The sequence below is a fragment of the Mycobacterium sp. 852002-10029_SCH5224772 genome, assembly GCF_001667315.1.
Taxonomy (GTDB): domain Bacteria; phylum Actinomycetota; class Actinomycetes; order Mycobacteriales; family Mycobacteriaceae; genus Mycobacterium.
Genome location: NZ_LZHT01000046.1, coordinates 55,629 through 76,987 on the forward strand (window position 1 = coordinate 55,629; position 21,359 = coordinate 76,987).

The 21,359-nt window shown below is 67.1% G+C and carries 15 protein-coding genes; 5 read left to right on the plus strand and 10 right to left on the minus strand.

Annotation, left to right across the window (positions count from 1 at the left end):
* The first annotated feature begins 85 nt into the window (after positions 1-85).
* The 3 genes from A5775_RS10615 to A5775_RS10625 all read left to right on the plus strand — a co-directional run bounded on the left by A5775_RS10615 (position 86) and on the right by A5775_RS10625 (position 3,631).
* Entirely contained in the window at positions 86-1,846 is a 1,761-nt protein-coding gene (locus A5775_RS10615) for an amidohydrolase family protein (protein WP_067251646.1), read from the plus strand.
* Positions 1,847-1,857: 11 nt separating this feature from the next.
* The gene (locus A5775_RS10620) at positions 1,858-3,186 is read left to right on the plus strand and encodes an aromatic ring-hydroxylating dioxygenase subunit alpha (RefSeq protein ID WP_067251648.1); all 1,329 of its coding nucleotides are present in this window, start codon (positions 1,858-1,860) and stop codon (positions 3,184-3,186) included.
* A gap of 184 nt (positions 3,187-3,370) precedes the next feature.
* Positions 3,371-3,631, plus strand: a complete 261-nt coding sequence (locus tag A5775_RS10625; protein WP_067251650.1) for a hypothetical protein — start codon at positions 3,371-3,373, stop codon at positions 3,629-3,631.
* A 4-nt stretch (positions 3,632-3,635) separates the two neighbouring features.
* Here A5775_RS10625 and A5775_RS10630 read toward each other — a convergent pair whose 3' ends face one another.
* Both A5775_RS10630 and A5775_RS10635 read right to left on the minus strand, forming a co-directional pair.
* Positions 3,636-4,292: a response regulator transcription factor gene (locus A5775_RS10630; protein WP_067251652.1), complete on the minus strand. Its 657-nt coding sequence runs from the start codon at positions 4,290-4,292 to the stop codon at positions 3,636-3,638.
* Complete coding sequence (locus tag A5775_RS10635) at positions 4,289-5,506, minus strand: sensor histidine kinase (RefSeq protein ID WP_067251655.1); 1,218 nt, start codon at positions 5,504-5,506, stop codon at positions 4,289-4,291. The genes A5775_RS10630 and A5775_RS10635 overlap by 4 nt, the downstream gene beginning before the upstream one ends.
* A 133-nt stretch (positions 5,507-5,639) precedes the next feature.
* On the opposite strand from A5775_RS10635, the gene A5775_RS10640 reads away from it, so the two are divergent.
* Positions 5,640-6,020 carry a hypothetical protein gene (locus A5775_RS10640; protein ID WP_067251657.1) on the plus strand — a complete coding sequence of 127 codons (381 nt, stop codon included), beginning with the start codon at positions 5,640-5,642 and terminating at the stop codon, positions 6,018-6,020.
* 10 nt (positions 6,021-6,030) lie between these two features.
* Positions 6,031-8,868, plus strand: coding sequence for an RND family transporter (locus tag A5775_RS10645; RefSeq protein WP_369827815.1), 2,838 nt, complete (start codon positions 6,031-6,033; stop codon positions 8,866-8,868).
* Here the strand turns inward: A5775_RS10645 and eccCa are convergent.
* From eccCa to A5775_RS10685, 8 genes are all read right to left on the minus strand, one after another.
* The gene (gene eccCa, locus A5775_RS10650) at positions 8,849-13,063 is read right to left on the minus strand and encodes a type VII secretion protein EccCa (RefSeq protein ID WP_067251662.1); all 4,215 of its coding nucleotides are present in this window, start codon (positions 13,061-13,063) and stop codon (positions 8,849-8,851) included. The genes A5775_RS10645 and eccCa overlap by 20 nt on opposite strands.
* A 3-nt stretch (positions 13,064-13,066) precedes the next feature.
* A complete protein-coding gene (eccB, locus tag A5775_RS10655; RefSeq protein ID WP_067251665.1) occupies positions 13,067-14,554 on the minus strand; it encodes a type VII secretion protein EccB in 1,488 nt (495 codons plus the stop codon).
* Between the two features lie 2 nt (positions 14,555-14,556).
* Complete coding sequence (locus tag A5775_RS10660) at positions 14,557-15,405, minus strand: DUF4226 domain-containing protein (RefSeq protein ID WP_067251667.1); 849 nt, start codon at positions 15,403-15,405, stop codon at positions 14,557-14,559.
* A gap of 253 nt (positions 15,406-15,658) precedes the next feature.
* On the minus strand, positions 15,659-16,435 hold the full coding sequence (locus tag A5775_RS10665) for a hypothetical protein (RefSeq protein WP_067251670.1): 777 nt from the start codon (positions 16,433-16,435) through the stop codon (positions 15,659-15,661).
* 262 nt (positions 16,436-16,697) lie between these two features.
* Positions 16,698-18,740 (minus strand): DUF5631 domain-containing protein, encoded by a 2,043-nt coding sequence (locus A5775_RS25645; RefSeq protein ID WP_231995144.1) that lies wholly within the window; start codon positions 18,738-18,740, stop codon positions 16,698-16,700.
* A gap of 64 nt (positions 18,741-18,804) precedes the next feature.
* Positions 18,805-19,353: a hypothetical protein gene (locus A5775_RS10675; protein ID WP_067251709.1), complete on the minus strand. Its 549-nt coding sequence runs from the start codon at positions 19,351-19,353 to the stop codon at positions 18,805-18,807.
* A 321-nt stretch (positions 19,354-19,674) separates the two neighbouring features.
* Positions 19,675-20,229: a hypothetical protein gene (locus A5775_RS10680; protein ID WP_067251675.1), complete on the minus strand. Its 555-nt coding sequence runs from the start codon at positions 20,227-20,229 to the stop codon at positions 19,675-19,677.
* A 693-nt stretch (positions 20,230-20,922) separates the two neighbouring features.
* Positions 20,923-21,252 (minus strand): DUF2563 family protein, encoded by a 330-nt coding sequence (locus A5775_RS10685; RefSeq protein ID WP_067251677.1) that lies wholly within the window; start codon positions 21,250-21,252, stop codon positions 20,923-20,925.
* Between the last annotated feature and the right edge of the window lie 107 nt (positions 21,253-21,359).

The following is a 21,359-nucleotide window of genomic DNA, read 5'->3' on the forward strand; positions in this document are numbered from 1 at the left end:
AGAGTTACGCTACCTACCGTAGCGAAATGCTGCGCGCCTTCTGCTCAGCCCTCCGACACAGCCCGCGGCGGCGAAGAGGAGTCTCATGTTTGACCTGAAGATCACCGGTGGAACCGTCGTCGACGGGACGGGCGCCGAGCGCTACCGCGCCGACATCGGCATCAAGGACGGCAAGATCGTCGACGTCGTCCGACGCTCCGCTGACGGCCCCGCCTTGGGCGGGGAAGCGGCCGAAACCATCGATGCGACAGGACATGTGGTGGCCCCCGGATTCGTCGACATCCACACCCACTACGACGGCCAGGTGACCTGGGACAGCTTGCTGGAGCCGTCCAGCGGGCATGGCGTCACGACGATCGTGACCGGCAACTGCGGCGTCGGCTTCGCCCCGGTGCGGCCGGGCACCGAGCAATGGCTGATCGAGCTGATGGAGGGCGTCGAGGACATCCCCGGCACCGCGCTGACCGAGGGCATCACCTGGGGCTGGGAGACCTACCCCGAGTACCTCGACGCGATCGGCAAGCACACATTCGCCGTCGACGTGGGCAGCCAGGTCGCCCACGGCGCCATCCGCGCCTACGCGATGGGCGACCGGGGCGCCCGCAACCAGCCCGCCACGCCCGACGACATCGAGGCGATGGGCCGTCTGGTGCGTGAGGCGATCGAAGCCGGCGCGCTCGGCTTCTCGACGTCGCGCACGATGGGGCACCGCGCGATGGACGGCGAACCGGTTCCCGGCACGTTTGCCGCCGAGGAAGAGCTGTTCGGCCTCGGCCGCGCCATGGCCGCCGGCGGGCAGGCGGTGTTCGAGCTGGCCCCGCAGGGGGCCGCGGGCGAAGACATCATCGGCCCCAAAAAGGAACTGGACTGGATGCGGCGGCTGAGCGCCGAGATCGACCGCCCGGTGTCGTTCGCCCTCATTCAGGTGGACGCCGACCCGAAGCTGTGGCGCGAGATGCTGGACCTGTCCGCGGATGCGCACGCGGCCGGCGCCCGGCTGCACCCGCAGATCGCGGCGCGCCCGTTCGGCATGATGATCGGCTTCCAGGGGCATCACGGCTTCAGCCACCGGCCGACCTTCCGTCGCCTCAAGGCCGAGTGCAGCCGCCAGGAGCTCGCGCAGCGGCTGGCCGATCCCGCAGTAAAGGCGGCGATCCTGTCCGAAGACGACCTGCCGGTGGACCCGGCCCTGTTGTTCGACGGCATGTTCGCTTTGGTGCAGCACTCGCTGGGGCGGCTCTACGCGCTCGGCAATCCCCCGGACTACGAGCCCACCCCGGACCGCACCGTCGCCGCCATCGCCGAAGCGCGCGGCGAGGACCCGCTGTCGACGCTGTACGACCTCATGCTCGAGGCGGACGCCACGTCGATGCTGATGCTGCCGTTGTTCAACTACGCCGACGGCAACCACGACGCGATCCGCGAGATGATGCTGCACCCCGCTGGCGTGCTCGGGCTGTCCGACGGCGGGGCCCATTGCGGGATGATCTGTGACGCTTCGTATCCGACGTTCCTGCTCACGCACTGGGCGCGGGACCGGCACCGTGGCGACCAGCTGTCGCTGGAGTACGTGATCCGCAAGCAGTCCCGCGACACCGCGCACCTGTTCGGCCTCACCGACCGCGGCACTATCGAGCCGGGCAAGAAGGCGGACATCAACGTCATCGACATGGACGCCCTGACGCTGCACCCGGCGGCGATGGCCTTCGACCTGCCGGCCGGCGGAAACCGGATCTTGCAGGGCGCCAGCGGTTATGCGGCGACCATCGTCAGCGGGACCGTCACCCGCCGCAAAGACGTCGACACCGGGGCACGCCCCGGACGCCTGGTCCGCGGAGCGCGCTGAGAGCTTGCTCGATGGCAACGGCGCGCACCCGCTCGCACGTCCAGGAGGATGCGATCGGCACCCCGCCGGAGACCCCAACGCTGGTGCCGGCCGAGCGGTACTACTCCCCCGCCTTCGCGGCGCTCGAAGTGGAGCGGATGTGGCCGAGGGTGTGGCAGCTGGCCTGCATGGTCGACCACGTCGCGGCGCCCGGCGACTATTTCGAGTACCGCTGTGGGCCCTACGGGGTGCTGATCGTCCACGATGACGATGGGGAGATCCGCGCGTTCCAGAACGTGTGCCGGCATCGCGGCAATTCGTTGTGCACCGGCTCGGGTTCGGGTCTGCGCGAGCTCAAGTGCGGCTATCACGGGTGGACCTGGAACCTGGCCGGCGCGCTCAAACGGGTGCCCGACCGCAAGGGCTTCGGGTCGCTGCGCATGTCCGACTTTCCGCTGATACCGGCTCGCGTCGACACGTGGGCGGGGCTCGTCTTCGTCAACCTCGACCCGGGCGCCATGCCCCTGATCGAGTACCTGGAGGCGGTTCCCGATGACATCGCGTGGTGTCGTCTGGAGGACTTTCGCTGCTACGCCACGCTCACCGTCGACGTCGACGCCAACTGGAAAACGATCGCGGACGGCTACAGCGAGACGTATCACATCCAGACCCTGCATCCCGAACTCCTGCGTTGCGTCGACGATATCCATGCGCCGCAACAGATTTGGGGCCATACCGGGAAGTCGGATCAGCCCTACGGCGTGCAGAGCCCGCGCTTGGATGGCGCGCTGAGCGACGAAGAGGTGTGGGACGCCTACGTCTTCACGCAGGGTGCGCTGATGGGCGCCGCCGAGGGCACACCCTTCCCGGCCGACGAACTCCGGCCCGGCCAGACGGTCGCCGACCTGATCGCCGAGCGGACCCGCGCCTTCGCCGCGGGCCGCGGCGTCGACCTCGACTGGGCTGACACCGACCGAATGACCCGGCTGCACCAGTACAACGTGTTCCCCAACATGACGCTTCTGACCAATGCCGACCATCTGACCGTGATGTGTTCGCGCCCCGGTACCGATTCCGATCGCGGCGAACTGGTCATGTTCCTGATGACGCGGATGCCGGCGGGCGCGCCGCGCGCCAAGCCGACCGATGTCCGCATGGCCGCCGAGGCGGCCGAGCCGGGTGTGGTGCTCACCCAGGACATCGCGGTGCTCCCCGGCCTGCAGCGCGGCATGCACCAGCCCGGCTTCACGCATCTGGTGTTGTCCAGCGAGGAGCGCCGCGTGATCAACATGCACCGCAACCTGGAGCGCTACCTCGATCTGCCCACCGCCCAGCAAATGAGTGGCGGTTCGGCGAAATGATCTCTCGCCACTTAATTCGTGTACACACGGCCAAAGTGGCCCCGGGAGATTTAGAATCCCGCTTGTGATGACCCCGTCTTACCCCTGGGGGGACGATCGAGGGCAACTTTCGCGTCAGCTACGGCTGCGCTATGACACGCTCCGCCGAAGGCGGGCGCGGCGGCTGTGCCACAGTTTCGAACGGGTGGGTGTTCGAACGGCACCGGAGCGGCTGCGGGAAATGCTGGCGGGCGCGCCGCTGGCCGCTCATGAATTGATCAACGTGAACTTCGCGTTGATCGCGATTCAGCTCGACCGCGAGTCTCGCGCCGCGCGATACAAGCGGCTCAGGCAACGCGGAACCCGTTCGCTGATGTTCGCGGGCCTGATCATGGTGGTGCTGAACTTCCTCGTGTGCATGGCCTACGTCCTGCTGAACCTGGCCGAGCAATCGGCGACGCTGTAGACCTTCAGCGCGGGGCGACGATGCCGTTGTCGTACGCGTAGACGATTGCGGCGGCGCGGTCGCGCAGGTCGAGCTTGCCGAAGATCCGCCCGATGTGGCTTTTGACGGTGACACCGGAAATGAAGAGCTGGCCTGCGATCTCGGTATTGGACAGGCCCTGGCCGATCAATGTCAGGACGTCGAGCTCGCGGGTGGTCAGCTCGGCGATCGCGGTGCCGCGCGGGCCGGGGGCCGCCTTGCGGTATGTGGTGAGCACGCGCGAGGTCACCGCCGGATCCAGGTAACTGTCACCCCTGGCGACCGCGCGCACCGCGCGGATCAGCTCCTCGGCGGACGAGTCTTTGAGCACGAAGCCGGCTGCGCCGGCGCGCAGCGCCCCGGACAACAGCTCCTCCTCGTTGAAAGTGGTGAGCGCAAGCACCGGCGGCCTGCCGCCCAGCCGGCGTGTCGCCTCGATGCCGTCGACGCGACGCATCCGCAGGTCCATCACGACGACGTCGGGCCGGTGCTCGGCTACCGCGGCGGGCACCTCGTCACCGTCGGCGCACTCCGCGACGATGACGAAACCGTCCTTGCGGCGCAGGATTCGGCGCAGGCCCGAACGCACGAGATCCTGGTCGTCGACGAGCAGCACGGTGATCTCGGGCGTCGGGTCGGTCATTGCTTGCACCACCACGGTCGCCAGGTGGTGTCACCTTCGCGCAGCGGTATCTCGGCGCACACCGACCACCCGTCTCGGGTCGGGCCGACGTCGATCGCACCGCCGAGCAGGTCGACGCGCTGGCGCATGCCGCGCAGCCCGCGCCCCTCCGGTGATTTCGTGGCGGCGACTGCGGCCGGAACCTGATTGCTGACCGCAAGCCGTGCCGACGCCGGCGAAATATCGAGCACCACACTGGCTTTCGATTCGGGCACATGCTTGGCGACGTTGGCCAGCGACTCCTGGGTGATGCGGTAGAGCGCGAGGCCGACCGCGGGCGACACGTGATCGGTCGGTCCTTCGGCGCACAGCGTGACGGCCAGGCCGGCTTGCTGAAAGCCCTCGACGAGCGCCGAGACATCGTCGATGCCGGGTTCGGGCGTGGTCTGCGCCGTTTTGGTCGGCCAATTGTCGAGCAGCCCGACGGTACGACGGATGTCGGCCATCGCCTGCCGGCCGAGCTTCTCGGCCTGTTCCAGCGCATCGACCGCGTCGTCGACGTCGCGGTCCTGCTGCAGCGCGCGGCGCGCACCGGTCACATGCAACAGGGTGATGCTGAGCGAATGCGCGATCACGTCGTGCACTTCGCGCGCGATGCGCCGGCGTTCGTCGGCGGCCGCGTGCTCGGCGAGCTTGTCCTGCGCCTCGATTTGTTCGGCCAGCAGCAGCCGTTGGGTGCGCATCAGGTAGCCGAGCAGCCAGGCCACCGCGATGAAACCCAGGTATAACGCCACCGCGTCGAGGCGGTGTAGCGCGGACGCGATGAGCAACATCGCGGCCGCGGACGCGGTGGCCAGGAAACCCCCCAGGACCGACGCCAACGTCGCGACGGTCAAGACCATCAGGACCAAAAAGGCCGGTGCGAAATCGGCATGAATGGGCGTCGATGTGGCGAAGAGCGTGAGCGCGGCGGCCGCCGACCAGGTCGCCCATAACGGTCCCGGGATGATCTTCATGTTGAAGACGAAGAACATCACCTCTGGCGATAGGGCAAGGGCGAACGCGGTCAGCGCCACGGGCCAATCGGACACGGGTCGCTGCAGCGTTCCGATCACGCCGCCGAGCACGAGGACGGCGTCGACCGCGATCAGCGACGTCCACGTGATGCCGACGGGAATCAGCTCGCTGCGCCGACGAAGCTGTTCCCGCGCGTAATCCGCTACGGCACGCAACATCGTCCAATCCTAGAAGAGCTTGCCGCCTCGTCACATCATGCCGGGGTCGGCACCCGTCTCCGCCCCTGGTAGGAGACAAAGACTGCACTTCGGCACGACGCGCGGCAGGCGGCCGCTTTCCTACCGTCGAGGCATGACATGGACACTGCTGCACAACCGCATGGCCTTCATGGCCAAAGTGATCAAGGCCGCCGAGACGGACTCCCAGGCGGCAGTTGCGTTGATCGACAACTCATCCGAGGTGCCCGAGCTGTTCGGCGACGAGGAAGGCCTGATGCTTTCGCTCGGCCAGCGCTGGATCACCATGCTGGTGGCCAAGCTGGACCAGGCCGCCCACGAGGGCGCGTCGGCCGAACAGGTGCGGGCCGATCTCGAGGCCGCCGAGCCCGGCCTGCACGCGTTGGTGAAGCTCGGGTCGCGCCGGTCGCTGCGGGTGCGGTCGCTATCTCGCGGCGAACATGTGGCCGTGGGCCTCTTCGGCGGGCCCGCCGGGGATCGGCAGACCGTTGCATGACCGATCGAGGATGCTTGCGCGACTGACCGGTCGGTACGCGGTCCTGGTTGTCGGTCTGTGGGTGCTGGCGGCAGGGACCGCCAATCTGGCGGTCCCCCAACTGGAACGAATCGTCGACTCCCACGCCCGATCCTTCATGCCCCCCACGGCGCCCAGCGCGGTAGCCGCCGCCCGTGCGGCCCAACTTTTCAACCAGACCCCCAGCAACAACTTCGTTTACGTTGTGCTGGAACGCAATCAGCGGCTGACACCACGTGACCGCCAGTTTTACGACGCATTGACGACGGCGCTGGGTTTCGATCAGCGTCACGTGTATGCGGTGACCGATCTCTGGTCGCAGCCCGCGACGGCCGCGGGCGCGCAGAGCTCAGACGGCCGGGCCGTCAGCGTGATGGTGCGGCTCGCCGGGATGCTCGGCACCGCCCAGGCCCGCGATTCCGTGAATGCCGTGCGCGCCATCGCCCAGAAGCTCTCCCCGCCGGCCGGCCTGGAAGTTCATGTCACAGGTCCCGGCGCCACGATCGTCGACGAATTCTCCGCCATCGACCGGCAGATGCTCGGAATCACCGCCGCCACCATCGGTCTCATCCTGCTGTTGTTGCTGATGGTGTACCGCTCGCCGGTAGCCGCCGCGATTCCCCTAATCTCGGTCGGACTCGCCCTGGCCCTGGCTCGTGCCATCGTCGCCGCACTGGGCCAGGCCAACGTGGTTGAGGTGTCGCTATTTTCGGTGGCCCTCATGGCGGCCATGACGCTGGGCGCCGGCACCGACTACGCGATCTTTTTGGTCGGCCGCTATCACGAAGGCCGCCGCCGCGGCGCCGCGCCGCAGGACGCGCTGACGCAGGCCTACCGTTCCATCGCGCCCGTCGTGATCGGATCGGCGCTGACCGTGTCGGTGGCGCTGGCATGCCTGGTGTTCGCCCACGTCGGCTCGTTCCGAAGCGCCGGGTTGCCGTGCGCCATCGGCATTCTGGCGACCATGGTGGCCGCGCTGACCCTGACGCCCGCGCTGATGAGCCTGGCTGTGCGGCGCGGATATCTCGAACCGCGGCCGTCGACTACGGCGCGGCGCTGGCGTCGCGTCGGCACCGCCGTGGCCCGCTGGCCCGGGCCGATTCTGGTCGCCGCGTTGGGGTTGACCCTGCTGGCTGCGTTGCCGCTGTCCGACATGCGGGTCGGTTTCAACGAGCCCGCCGCCACACCGTCGTCCACCGACTCCAACCGCGGCTATGCCAGCGCCGGCAGGCATTTCGCCGCGAATTCGCTGTTGCCCGATGTTATCGCGATCCAGGCCGATCACGACCTGCGCAACCCGGCCGGCCTGATCGCCATCGAGCGGATCACCCGCCACATCATGGCCGTTCCGGGAGTGCGCGCCGTGCAGTCCGCCAGCCGGCCCGACGGCAAGGTCCCCGAACAGGCGACGCTGAGCTATCAGGCCGGCGTGCTCGGCCGCCAGTTCGGCGACACCATGGACGCGCTGACCCAGCGTCTGAAGCGGGTCTCCGAATTGGACGGCGCGCTGGCGCAGACCCAGGTCGCCGTCGACGGTCTCGGCAACGGGCTGCGCGGCGGCAGTGCGGGGTTGGCCAACATGTCCGGCGCCGCGGAAGACATGCGCGCCGGCATGGACGGATTGCAACGCAATGTTACGGCGGTGTCGGGTTACCTCGACCCGTTGCGCGACGTCGTCGGGCGGACCCCCGACTGCGCGGTCAATCCAATCTGTTCGACGGTGGACCGCGTGCTGCAACCCGTCGACAGCCTCGTGCAAACGTCGGCGCGCCTCGATGCCGGCGCGACGAAACTGACCAGCGGCTCGAGCACGGCGGCCACCGCGATGGCCGGCTTGCCGCAGAACGTGGCCGCGATGAAAGAGGCGTTGGGACAGGCGCGTTCGGCCACCCGTGACCTACTGAGCCTGACGGATTCGCTCGGGCCGCAGATGCATCAGTTGACCGACTACATGAGCGAGATCGCGACGCAGTTTCGGGGCAGCGCCGCGGCGGATTTCTACATGCCCCAGCGGGCGCTGGCCGATCCTCGGTACACCGCCGTGCTTGGCCATCTAATTTCCGAGAACGGCCGTGCTGCTTACCTTCTGGTCTACGGCGATGGATCCGAGTGGGGCGCCGACGGCGCCGCACGGGCAGACCAGGTCCGCGCCGCCGTCAAGGAGGCGACCAAAGAGGGCACCCTGACGCCGGTTGAGGTCGACCTCGCCGGTGTCGGACCGGTGACCGCCGATCTGCAGCGCTACGTGGCCAGTGATACCACGCTGCTGGTCGGCGCCGCGCTGGTGCTCATCTTCTTGATCGTCACCGCGATGCTGCGCAGCCCGGTTGCGGGACTCGTCGTGGTCGGCACCGTCGTGTTGTCGTACGCCTCGGCCGTCGGCGCCAGCGTGCTGATTTGGCAGCACCTGCTTCATCAGGACCTGCACTGGGCCGTCGCACCGATCGCGTTCATCGCGTTGATCGCCGTCGGCGCCGACTACAACCTGCTGCTGGCGTTGCGCATCAAACAGGAAGCGGCGGCGGGCCTCAAGACCGGCATCATCCGCGCCTTCGGCGGCACCGGCGGGGTGGTCACCGTCGCCGGCATCGTCTTCGGCCTGACCATGCTGGCCTTGCTGAGTAGCAGCGTGCTCAGCATCGCCCAGATCGGCACGACCATCGCGGTCGGGCTGTTGCTGGACACCCTGGTGGTGCGGGCGTTCGTCGTGCCGTCCATCGTGGCGCTGTTGGGCCGGTGGTTCTGGTGGCCGAGCCCACTCCCCCGCCGCGCCGTCGCCGACGCGGTGAAAACACCGGAGCCGCACCTGGTTACTGCGGCGGGGGCATGAACGACGACGGCAGCCCGACCAACACGCCTTCGACGTCGCCGTCCGCGCTCACCAGCAGGCCACGTCCCGGAGGGAGCGCCTGGGCGCGAACGTTGCGGTTGATCCGGTTCTGTGGGTCGTTATCCATATACAGCTGAGCGACTTTCGCTGAGTTCTGGAACCTGATCCACGGATCCATCTGCAGCGTCGCCCAGTTCGCGCTGTTGCGGGTGGTGAACACGTGCAAGCCGATCTGGCGGGCGCGTTCCATCAGCTTCCACAACGCGGCGCCCACCGGCGGCTTGGGCGGGTAACTCTGATCCGGCCGCAGGTCGCCGATGTCGTCGATGAGCACGAAGTGCCGCGCGCCTTCCCATGGCTTGAGCGCGCGCAACTCCTCCTGGCTCAGGCCCTTAGGAGGCAGTCGGGGCAGCAGCACCTGCTGAGCCAGCGCGGTGATCACCTCGTCAATCTCGTCCTGGTCGTAGGCGTACGCGCGCACGTAACCGGGCCCGTGCAAATCCCGCAGACCGTGCGGAGCGGTCTTGGGGTCGATCAGCGTCAGCTGCGCCTCCTCGGGACTGAAGCGGTTCATGATCGCCTCGCCAATTGACACCAGCGACAAGGTCTTTCCGCAGCCCTGCCGGCCCAGGATCATCACGCCCGGGCTTTCGCGCAGCTTGATGGGGACCGGCCCGAGTTCGTGGCGTTCGCCGATGGCAAACGAGATCGACAGGTCGTCACCAGTCGGGTGGGCGGCCTCGTACTCCAGGATCGCCTTGAGTTCCACCCGCTGCGGCAGTCGCTGCAGGGTCGCGTGCTTCGTCACGCCGGCAACGTCCGCGATGCGCGCGCCCACGTCGACGATGCCGATCGTCGCGCCGGTGGCCGGGTCGATCAACGCAGGCATGCCGACGCGCAGTTCGTGCAGGCTGTCGGTCAGACCGAAGCCGGGGCGGTTCAGCGTCCGGCGGGCCGCGTCCCGCGACTCAAGCGACGAGTGCCCCATCTGGCTCTCGCTGGGGTCGGCCAACCGCAGTTGGATTCGCGCCGTGGCGTTTTGCAGCAGGCTCTGCCGTTGCCCGTGAATCCAGCCGCCGGCGCTGCACATCACGTGCACCCCGTATTCGGGGCCGCGGCTGCTCAACGAGATGATGCGGTCGCCCAGGACGGTGTCTTTCGAATACAGGTCATCGTAGTCGTCCACCACCACGAAGACATCCCCGAACGGGTCGTTGGCGTCGGTGCCGCCCAGCCCGTCGCTGCCGGGCGCGAACCGTCGCTCGCGGAAACCGTCGAGGTCGATCTTGAGGCGCCGGAACGAGTCTTCGCGCGCATCGATCAAGGCGTCCATGCTGCTCAAAATGCGTTCGATGCCCTCGGCGTCCTTCGGTGACACGATGTCGGTGACGTGCGGCAGCGACGCGGCCTGGGCAAGGGTCGCCCCGCCGATACAGAAGAACGTGACGCGGGAGGGGCTGTACATCGTTGCCGCCGAACACATCAGCGTCATCAGGGTGGTGGTCTTGCCGCGCTGCTTGGCCCCGACCACGATCACGTTGCTGCGCAGTGCGTCGACCGCGTGCACGACCTGCTTGGATTCCTCGGGGATGTCCATGACACCCACCGGGAACATCAGGCCCGCGTTGCGTCCATAGTCGACATGCCACGGCTTGCCGCGGTATCCGGCCACCAGAACGTCGATGGGCTCGGGTTCTTCCAGCGGCTGCAGCCAGGGCCGGCGCGGGGAGCGGTGCGGCACGTTGTGCAACGACTCGCGCAGCACGTCCACGATCTTCTTCCGCTTGAAACCGTCCTCGTAGTACAGGAATTCGTCGGGTTCGGCATCGACGGCCGCGGCGGCTTCCAACGCCGTGGCGTCGGCGGCGTCCAGTGGCTGGAACTGCCAGTTGTACAGCCGGGGCTTGGTCAGGGTCATGTCGACGGTCGCGGCGACTTCCTTGGTTTTGGGCACCACGAACGGGGCAGACAGGTAGAAGCAGCGGAACGGCTCCAGGTCGCGCGGCCCCACCTTCAATAGGCCGAAACCGTTCTCCTTCGACGGCAGGTGGTAAGCGGCGTCCGAGCCGATCACCTCGCGGCTGTCGTCGCCGGACTCGGCGCGCAGTGCGATGCGGAAGGCGATGTTGGACTTGACCTTCTGCAGCGAGGACAGGTCCAGGCGCTGACCACCCAGCATGAAGAAGACGTTGGCGCCGCGGCCTTCCTGACCGATGTGGATGATGAGATTGATCCACTTCTCGTGGTTGGCGAACAGCTCCAGGTACTCGTCGACGATGACGAGCAAGACCGGCACCGGGGGCAGGTCGCGCCCGGCGAGCCGGATCTCCTCGTAGTCGTTGGCGTCGCGCGCGCCCACCGACGTGAAGAGTTCGTAGCGTTGCTTGATCTCACCGTCGATGACCCTGCGCATCCGTTCGGCCAGGTGGCGCTCGTCCTTACCGAGGTTCGACAGCGCGGCCACCACGTGCGGGATACCCAGGATGTCCTGCGCCGCCGACTCGAACTTCATGTCGACGAAGATGACGTTGAATGTTTCCGGCGAGTGAGTCAGCGCGATCCCGTAAACCAGCGACAAGAAGAATTCCGACTTGCCCGAACCGCTGGTGCCGATGACCACCGAGTGGAATCCGAAGCCGCCGAAGTCCTTGGCGCGGATGGTGACGTTCTGCAGCTCGCCGTTGGGCTTGGCGCCGACCGGGACCTCGCACCAGCGCTCGTCGCCGCGGCCGCGCCGCTCGGCCCATAACCGGTCGACGTCCAGCTCCCGTGGGTCGCTGATCCCGAGGGCGCGCAGCAATTCCGTTGCGCCGCTGACCGAGTCGGCGATCTCGCTGCGGCTGGTCGGCGACCAGCGCGCCATCGCCCGCGCGTAGCGGTAGGCGCGGTGCACGGAGAGTTGGTCGGCGTGGGCGAAGAACTTGTTGCGCACCCGCAGCAGCGGGGCCGGGCGGCCGTCCTCGCCGTCGGAGTCCGAGCCGTTTCGGTGCAGGACTACTTCGCCGTTGACCGAGCCGTTGGGTGAGCTGTGCCGCTCGGTGAGCTCGAACACCTGGTCGGTGGCGAAGCCCACGCCGGTACCAACCCGAGAGGCGATGCGCAGCAGGGTGATTCCCGCCTTGCCGACCTGGCCGACCACGCTCTCCCAGGCGTCGGGGCTGCCCGTGTTGTCGTCGACGATCACCAGGTGCGGGCCCAAATCGACGATGTCCGTGGAGGTTTCCAGGGCCGAGCCCATGGCGGTGGGGCTGGCCGCGGCCAGCGGAGTCCAGGCGCCGCGCTTGCCCTTCATGTGCAGCTCGGCGCCCAGGGCCTCCTCGAGCTCCTCCGGTGTGGCGAAGACCAGGCGCCGAAACCCGCACGCGTCGAACAGTTCGTCGTGCAGGTTGTGCGGCAGCCACACGATCCACGACCACACCTCCGGGTTGCGCGTCACCACCATCAACTTGACGTCGCGCGGGTTGTGAAACACCGCCAGCGAGCACAGCACCGAACGCATCAGCGACCGCAGGCGGTCCAGGTCCTCGCCCACGAAGCTGAATCCGGGCGCCGACCGCAGGTTCACCACCTTGGCGATGTCGCGAATCTTGCGCTGCTCCAGGATGAAATCGCGGAGCGCCTGTCCGGTGACGGGTTCGAGCTCCTCATCGGAGGCGATGTCGGGCCACGTCACCGACAGCACCGAATCCGGTGCGTGCTGCACACCGGTACCGAGGCGAGCCTCCAGAAAGTCCGCGTCGGAGCGGCCGCGTTCCCACATGCGTGGGCCGCCGATGATCGCGCCCAGACCGCGCGGGTCGGAGTGCACGGAGTTCTGCCATTCGCGTTGCGCGCACACGGCGGTCTGGATTTCGTCGCGGTTGCCGTCGAGGTCGCGCAGATAGCGCCGACGGCCCTTTTCCATTTCGCCCCAGGTGATCTTGCGGGCCCGGCCGAAGCGACCGGAGAATGCCAGCATGCTGAACGCGCCGATACCCATCAGCGGGAAGAACCCGGTGGTCAGGCTGCGGACCCCGGAGACGTAGAGCATGACGATGGTGCCGATGAGCGCGACGATCAGTGCCGGCACACCGATCATCACCCAGATGTTGCGCGGCTCGCGCTCCGGCAACGCGATCGGCGCGCTGGGCGCCACCCGGACCGGCTTGGGCGGATCGATCTTGACGCGGTTGATGGGAAACGCCTTCTTGGACATTCTCTAGCCTCCCGGCTTCGCCGATGTCGTCACCACAGCCACCTTGCCCAGCGCCGGCACGGTGTCACGCGCCAAAAGCGCTGCCTCCCTTGACAGCGCGGGGCCCGAAGCGAAAGTCCGCAGTAGCGGCCAGGGCGCTTGCACCGCCGAGCCCGGATCGAGCCCGAGCGCCCGCAGCGTCGTCTCGTCGTTGGCGATCCCGAACCGCACCCCGTTGTCGGAGACCCAGAACAACGATTCCCGGGAGTCGGAGGTGACCACACCGCTGGTCGACGTCACGAAGTTCGCCGCACCCGGCAACACCAGGACCTGGTTGGCGACCACGGACGCCGGGTCGCGGTCGTCACGCACCAGGTGGACGATCCGGTTGTCCAGGTAGGACGGCGTTGGCAGCCCGCGCCCGTTGTAGACGACGACGCGGGCCCGCGGATCCGTCGACGCCTTCTCCCAGCCGACGCAGGTGGTCGGATCGGCCGCGGTGTCAATGAAATTCAGGCGCTTGGTCGGGTAGTAGTCCACGGCCAGCGAGGTCACCTCGGGGATGTTGACCAGCACGTCGGGGGTCACCACGCGCGGCGCCGTCGACCCGTAGGAGTTGGCGCTGCGCAACAGGTCGGCGACGAAGCTGGTGACCTTTTGCACGCCCTCGGGCAGCAGGACGTAGAACTGCTTGCCGCCGCTGGCGGTCTGGGCCTGCAGCACCGCGCCGACCTGCGAGCCCGACACCCACGTCGACGGGGTCCCCGCCAGGGGCACCTGGGGGACGCCGAGCGGTTCGGTCGCGGGCAGTGCGTCGTACAGGGCCCGCGAAATCTCCACCGGCAGAGTCACTCCCGGGTCGAGCCCCAGGCTGAGCGTGACCGCCCTGTTGACCGGGTCGATCTGGGAGCGCTTGCCGCCCCAGATCACGTAGGTGTTGCCCTCGAACGTGACGAGCAGCCCGGCGTCGTCGCGTAGCGGTGTGGCGCGGTCGTAGGCGTCGAGTTGGCCGGCGATCGAGGTGACCACCGGCCTTTCCGGGCTGCGCGGGCGTCCCGCGGTGTCGCACACCGCCCAGGCCGAGGTGGCGCCCCGATGGACCGGCATCGCCGCCGGCGCCCCCGGGATGCCGACCAGCGGCCCGGTCGGATACTTCGTTATCTCAGCGGGTTTCACCCACGTCGGCTGATTCGCCGTCCCGGTCGCCAGCCGGGCCGACGTCAAATTCAGCGCCGGATACAGCCGCCCGTCGATCTTGGCGTAGAGCGCCCCGGAATCGCGGTCGCCGATGATCGCCGAATCGCCCACGATGCCAGTGGGTTTCAGCACGTTCAGCAGCAGCATCCAGCCGGATCCGATGGCAACCAGGAGGATCGACAGCACCAGCGCGGCGGTCTGCTTGCGGTCGTCGTGTTTCATGCGCACCGTGAACCGGGTGGTGGCCGCCCGCAGCCGCCGGTTGTAGAACAGGTGCCCAGAGTTCTGGTCGCGATTAGACAAACTCAGCGGCATGCTCAGTACCCCTTGGGTGCTCGGTGAGGATCGGCCTGCTGAATCCGATCGGCCAGATTCGACGCGTCCGCTGCGACCCCGTAGCGGCCCATCGCGTAGTTGATGAACGCGCACGCCTGCGCGACCAGGCTGTGGATGTCGCGCGAGGTCCCCGGCTGGTGGTAGGCCGCGAAAGTGGGCGCGATGAATTGCCAAGCGCCCCTGCTGGGGGTGCCCCGCGCTGCGTTGGAATCCCAGTTATTGATCGCGTTGGCGTTGTAGTTGGACTCGCGGCGGGCCACCAGATCCATGCCGCGTTCCCAGCGAGCGCGCGCCGCCGGGTCGTGAATGCCTTTGATATCCATGGCTTTACGGATGGCCGCCAAGACCGCCGGGCGCCCGCTGGCGTGGCTTCTGTGCATGGTCCGCCTCTGCGGGTAGTGCAGGCGTCGCAGTCGCCGCGCGAGCAACCTTGCCCGCCGCCGGGATTTGGTGATGTGGCGGTGCTGGGCCCGCAGCCTTGTCGCCATGCGGGTCATGGCCTCCCGCCGGCCAAGCGGTGTATCGGAGGCCGGTCTCGGGTCCGATTCGGCCGCTTCGAGCACCGTCCGCGTCGCCGCCCGGCCGTGCGCGTGATCGGCGCGCGCCGCGGCGAGGATGGCCTTCAGCGCCCGGTCGGTGTGGCTCGAGTGGCTGAGCCGCTTGATCGAGGCGCCCGAGCGAGTCGCCGCCGCGCGCGGCAGCACGTGGCGCGCTAGCGCATCCGTGTGCTCCGAGGCGTCACCGACGCGGGGACTGATGGGAGTGCCCGCGAGCAGATTGTGGGCACGGGCCAATGCCGCGACCGCTTGCATTCTCAGGGGATCGGTCATCGACTTCCCCGCCCCAATCCACCTGTGCGTCGCCACGGCGCCGCATCCTTGCCGGACACTCGAGCTAGTACTCCCACACCCTCCTGGCCGCGAATTCCGCGGCGCTGCAGACGTACCTAATAGCATGCACGTATCGACAGTTCTGCTGTCAATAATGGGCAACCCAATATGCCTTGGCTTTGTCGGCCGCGATTACGTAGCGACATTACTGCCGGGCGAATTACCGGACCACTCACCTGTCGGTGGGCTGGGGCTAGTCTTTCGGTTCGTCCTCGGACGGCATGATGACGATCCGGCGGTTGGGCCTGTTGGTGACCACCGTCGGCTTGGCCTCGCCGGATTTGCTACCCGGGGCGCTCGGCGGGACCGTCAGGCGGCCCTTGACCGGCTGACCATTGGGAACGCCCGGGGCGGTCACCCGCTTCTCGACCGGCTTGTCCTTGTTTCCGCCTTCGCCACCGGCGCCCATTGCGCCCGGCGGCATCATCGGCATCCCGGTCATTCCCGTCTGTCCGGGCATGGCGGGCATGCCACCGGTTGCCGGCATGATCGGGGCCTTGGCGCCGGCCGGCGTGGTCGGCGGCGATGATGTTGGCACGGGCGGCGGGCCCAGCGAGCTGGCCGGAACCGTGCCGCCACCGCCGAGACCGGCGCCGCCCCCGGGGCCACCTCCCAGTCCGGCGCCGCCGGCACCGACACTGTCGACCAGGTGCGCACTGTCGGCGAGCGAAGCGGCGCCGTGCGCACCCTGGACCGCGCTCATCAGCGGCTGGAGGGCGCTCTGGCCGGCCTGCATCGCCTGCTGGGGAAGCTGAGTCATCGGCCCCATGACGCCACCCATGGCGCCACCCATAGCGCCCGTCACGCTGGACAACATTTGCTGGATCATCTGCATCTCTTGCTGCCCGTTTGCCTCGTTGGCCGGGAACTTCGCCGCAGCGTCGGCGGCATGCGCGCGGCGATCGGCGTCGGCCGCTTCGGCATCTGCGGCGTCTTTGGGGACGCCAGCGTTGCCGGCTGCTCCGACCATTCCCTGCCCACCGTCGGCGGGCGAGGCACCGCCTGGTGGAACAGGAACCGGCCTGGGGATAGTCGCTGGTGGTCCGCTACCTAGCCCAAACGTCGTTGGCAAATCGGATCGGATGGGTCCGCCGGGAGTACCCATAATCTCACCTCCACCCCAGTCGGAAAGCCCGCAAACGCTCGAGGCTTATCCAGGCACTGCCGATTACTCGTACCGCCATTTTGGCACAAGCCGCCCAGAACGGTATTCACCCGAGGATTGAGGCCCGCTACGAACCGCTTCGGTGGCTGATCGCGTCAAACCAGGCCACGTGGTAATTCGTGAGGTACTCGTGGCCGTCGATCAACGCCTCGATCGCCGCTAAAAGCATCCAATCCCCGACAGCCGCAGGGTCGTGATTGGGATATGCCGCCAGAACCGAGTGCTGAATGTCGGCAGCGCATTCGCGCAACATCTCGATTTCGCTTTCCAGCACGCCCGTCTTTCGCACCGCGGGCGCGGCGACAGCCTGCGCGATCCGCGGCAGACCGTCGCGGCGGCGCACCGCGTCGACCAACGTGGGGCCGATCTCATCGACTCGAGGCACGGCCGAGCGGGCCGGCCGATCACCGCTGAGTACTGGCTCGTCGGAACCCGGCTCGGCGACGTAGGTGTTGGCGTGGTGGGCAGCCGCGACCGTGATGGCGCCGAGGAGGTCCACGACGTTGGCGTTGTGGCGTCGTGCCGTCGGCTCGAGCAGAGTCACGTGGGCGGGCAACCGCACGTGGGGCGGAATCCATCCGCCCGCGAGATCGGTGACCAGCAGCGTGGTGGTGCCGTCGTCGCGCAGCCCGGCCGCCCATGACAGCCGCGGCTCCTGGCGAGCGACCGCGTCGACGAGCCGCTGGAGCCGCTGCTGTTCAGCGGCCCGGCTAGACGCCGCGCCGGCGGTCGCTCCAGTTGCCGCCGACGCTGCCGATGCGCTCGCCATTGCTGACGAACCCGCGCCGGCCTGTCCCGCGGCCGCCCCGGATGCCGTCCGCTCGACCGGCGAGACCAGCGGTCCTCCCGCCGACGGCGACGACGACGGCGAAGGCGCTACCGCCGCGCCCGAGATCGGACCGGCGGGGCCGGACGGCATGGACGGGGGCGCCACAACCGGCGGACGTAGGTCAGAACCGTAGGCGGGCAACGACCCCGAAGGGATGGATGATCCACCGCCGACAGTCGCCGCGGACGACCACGAACTCCCGGTCATCACCGCTGGTGACACCGGCGTGGCTCCGCCACTTGTCATCGGGGCCGGGGCTGCTGGCGGGGGCGCGTCGACGGGAGGTGTCGCTGCGATGAACGCTCCAGCGCTGGGTACGGTCGGCCCAACTGCCGGTGCCCCCTGAGGAGTTTGGGGTGCCCCGCCGTCGAACGCGTTCAGTGTCCCCGCCGAAAACGCTTGTCCCCCAGGGCCGGTCGCCTGGCCCGTCGCCAAGCCGGACGTGAAGGATTGAGCCAGGTTGGGCTGAGCGCCTTGGCCGAGGCCGGCCGGTGACATCGACATGCCGCCGCCCTGAACGCCTGGCATCCCTGGCGATACCGTGCCGCCACCGCCGGGCATGTGTACGCCCGCCGACGCTGCCGGCGATGCTGGCATAGGCCCGCCGATCCCTCTTCCACCAGCACCTTGGATGACCTCTTGGGGGCCACTCGCGGCGTAACCGCCATTTTGTGCCACAGTCGCCCCCCGGCCGCCAGCCTGATGGACAGCCCCGTGACCGTTCCCACCAGTACCACGCCCTCCAGATCCCTGCAGCGACGATTTCAATTCATTCTGGTTGATCGGCGGCGGTGGTGAAGCATCGTTGGCATTGAAACCATTTGCACGCGCCCAACTCCGAGCATCGCCGCCATTACCTTCAGCGTCGAGGATCTTTTGCGTCGCTGACATCATCTTGTCGACGGCATCTCGACTAGCGTTTCCGGCATCGGCATTGCAGCGCGCTTGCACAGCTTGTATTTCCGCTAGTTGCTCTGGAGGCAATTTCTTCGACGCGAGGATTTCGTTGATCTGTTTGTTGCCCGTATTTGCGATGTCTGACAATCGGCTACGTAGATAATCGGTGGCGTCAGCGGCCGAATTAAAAGCCGATGCCTTTGCTTGATATTTCTCCGCGAGGTCCAGGTGAAACTTCTCGCCCTGCTGAAATCGGTCGATAAGGTCGTCTGCCGTATGCCCCTGATTTTGCGCGGCGAATAACGTCCACTGAGTGCGCAGGGTCTGCGAATAAAGCTGCTGCTCCGCGCACGCTTCGCTCCAATGTTGGGCACCGGCGCGCATAGCCGTCGATGGTGCTGGCCACCACGGTCCAATCAGTGCCGCGGTCCACATGCCAGGTGGAAGGTCAACCGCCACCGCACACCTTTTTCATCGCTGCGTCCTTGGCGATAACGTCATCGAGCGCAGCCTGATAATCGGCATCACTGGCGACCACATTGTTGCCCTTCGCAGTTACTGTTCCGTATGCCGTTGCCAACGCACGCCCGGTGTCCCGGTGGTATGCGTCGAGTGCCGGGTCATCGGCTGCCATGTTGAGTAATACGGCGCCGTTGGTATCCGCGATGCGCGCCAGCGCCCGGTCATTACCGCTGGTGTCAACTTCTACCGCCCGCGCCACGAGCTTGTATGTGTCGCATAACCGTTGTTGCGCGGCGGCAGTCTGCGCAGGGGTATAAGAAGGCGCCGTAGTCGTGGTGATTGACGAATGGGAAGACGTCGGGCGGGTTAGTGCCACGGCTAGTGCAGCGACAGCTAGCCCGGCCGTCACCGCCACGGCAATCGCAAGCCATGGGCGTGAGCGCGTCGCAGGCTGCCCGAGGGGGCGCGGTGGCCAGTTCCCCACGGGCGGCTGTGCTGGCCCCTGACCAAAGCCGGGGGGCGGGTCTCCAACCATCTGTCCTCCTCTAGTCCGCAACATCCCATACGCCACAGCTTGCAAACTGTCCTGGCACCGTTTCCCCCTCAATAGTGGAGCAGGTCAGCCGCACGCCGGGCAATTCACCGCGCCGCGCGGTCTGCCTCGCCCTCTTTTGCGATCCGTTACAAGTCATTGACGATTGCGCAGGCAAGCACGTGTAACCCTCGAAAGCCACAGCGTTCCGGCCGAATTCGGGTGTCTTGGATTGCCTGTCTCTGGGCCTCCACGCCCATTACTGGCGTCGGACAGCGCTAGCGGAGCGATCTCTCGGCGGTACACCGTTCACCACGCGAGGACCTACCCCTCGCACACCTTCTTCATCGCTGCGTCCTTTGCGATTAGGTCATCAAGAGCAGCGCGAAAATCCGAGTCGTTGGCAACATCTCTGTTTCCCTTCGCCGTCGTCGTGAGATAGGTAGCCGCCAGCGCACATGCAGCGTCGCGGTGCGCGAAGTCCAGGGCCGGATTGGCCGCTGCGTTATCGAGCATCACCGCGCCATTGGTAGTCGCGATACGAGCCAATGCCGGATTGTCACCATTCGTGTCAACCTGTACGGCTCTGACTACCAACTTGTAGGTGTCGCATAGTTGTTGTTGGGCGCCGGAAATTTCGGCGGCAGAATAACTGGGAGCCATAGTCGCCGTTGACGGACCCGATGACGGCGGCCGTGTGAGGACTATTCCCAATGCTGCGACGGCTACAGACGTGGCAACCACTGCCAGCATCACGGCCGGCCAGGTACGCGAGCGTGCTTGCGGTGGAGTCGGGAAATGCGGTGCCCACGGCATTGTGCCCGGTGGGGGGCCGGCGGTTGGCCCATCCCCAGGGGCGGGACGCAAATCCCCCGCCATACGTCCTCCTCATTGTCGGCTTACGGTGTCGAGATTGTCTATCGAAAGATTGTGTACGCAATCTGCTCCAATAGTGGAGCAACCGTAGGTGCCGGGCAATCGTCATAGGTGGACAGCACCACACTCACCCGCTCGGGCATACCCGTTTCATGTCGGCATCCTTCGCGTTGACATCGCTGCTCGTCGACTGCCACAACGGACCGTCACGCTGACGCACCCTGGCGGCCGTGGCTTGGGCATTGCTGTATGCCTCCGCCAACGCCACTGCGGCAGTGCGATCTCCGACTGGGATCGCAGCAGTTGTACTCAGAGCGTGCTCCAGTATTAGTGCCCCATTGACAGTAGCGATGTCCGCCAAATGACTGATTGTCGCCATTCGTCTCGAATGCACGGCCCGCGCCGCCAGCTTGTAAGCGTCACACAACTTTTGGTGCGCCGCGGACACTTCGGCAGCGCTGCATGTCGGCGCGGCCATAGTGGGCGCCGAGCCAGACGCTGGCGCTCGGGTCGTAGCCACAAACAGTGCGACAGCCACTATCGTGGCGACCGCCGCTAAGACAAACGCGCCCAAAGCGATTGCCGGCCAGAACCGGGAGCATTGCGGTGGCGGAGGCGGATAGGTCGGTGCCACTGCCCGAAAGGCGGCGGCCCCGCAACCGGATTAGAAGCTCGGCCCTCCGCCACGGGCCTTCGTCAAGCGTTCCGTGGTGACGGGTCCGAGCTCGGCCGCACCGCCTTAAGTTCGGCAGCGTTGTGCTGGTCCATATTGGTGAACCCGTTGGCCGCGTGGTGCGCCTTCGTACCGACACCGGTCAGCGTCTCGCTGTGGCCCTGCAGGTTCTTCACGTGCTGCCCATGTGCGGCATTCATGGCGTTGTGGAAGCTATCGGCCGCCTCGAAGTCCCCGAACATCCCCGATGCCACAGTTCCTCCGGCCAGCTGATCGGCCCCTTCTTGGGCGTGCCCACCCGCTCGGTGGGACTGGTTGCCTCCCGAGTGCAATTGCTCCGTATTGACGAACATTGGCACTCCTTCCAAACTTCAACCCCACGGCATCGAGTGGCCTGACAGCCTTGTGACCAGGCTAAAAGCAAGATGGCTAGCGGTCAATTCACCGTGCGTCGGTCCGG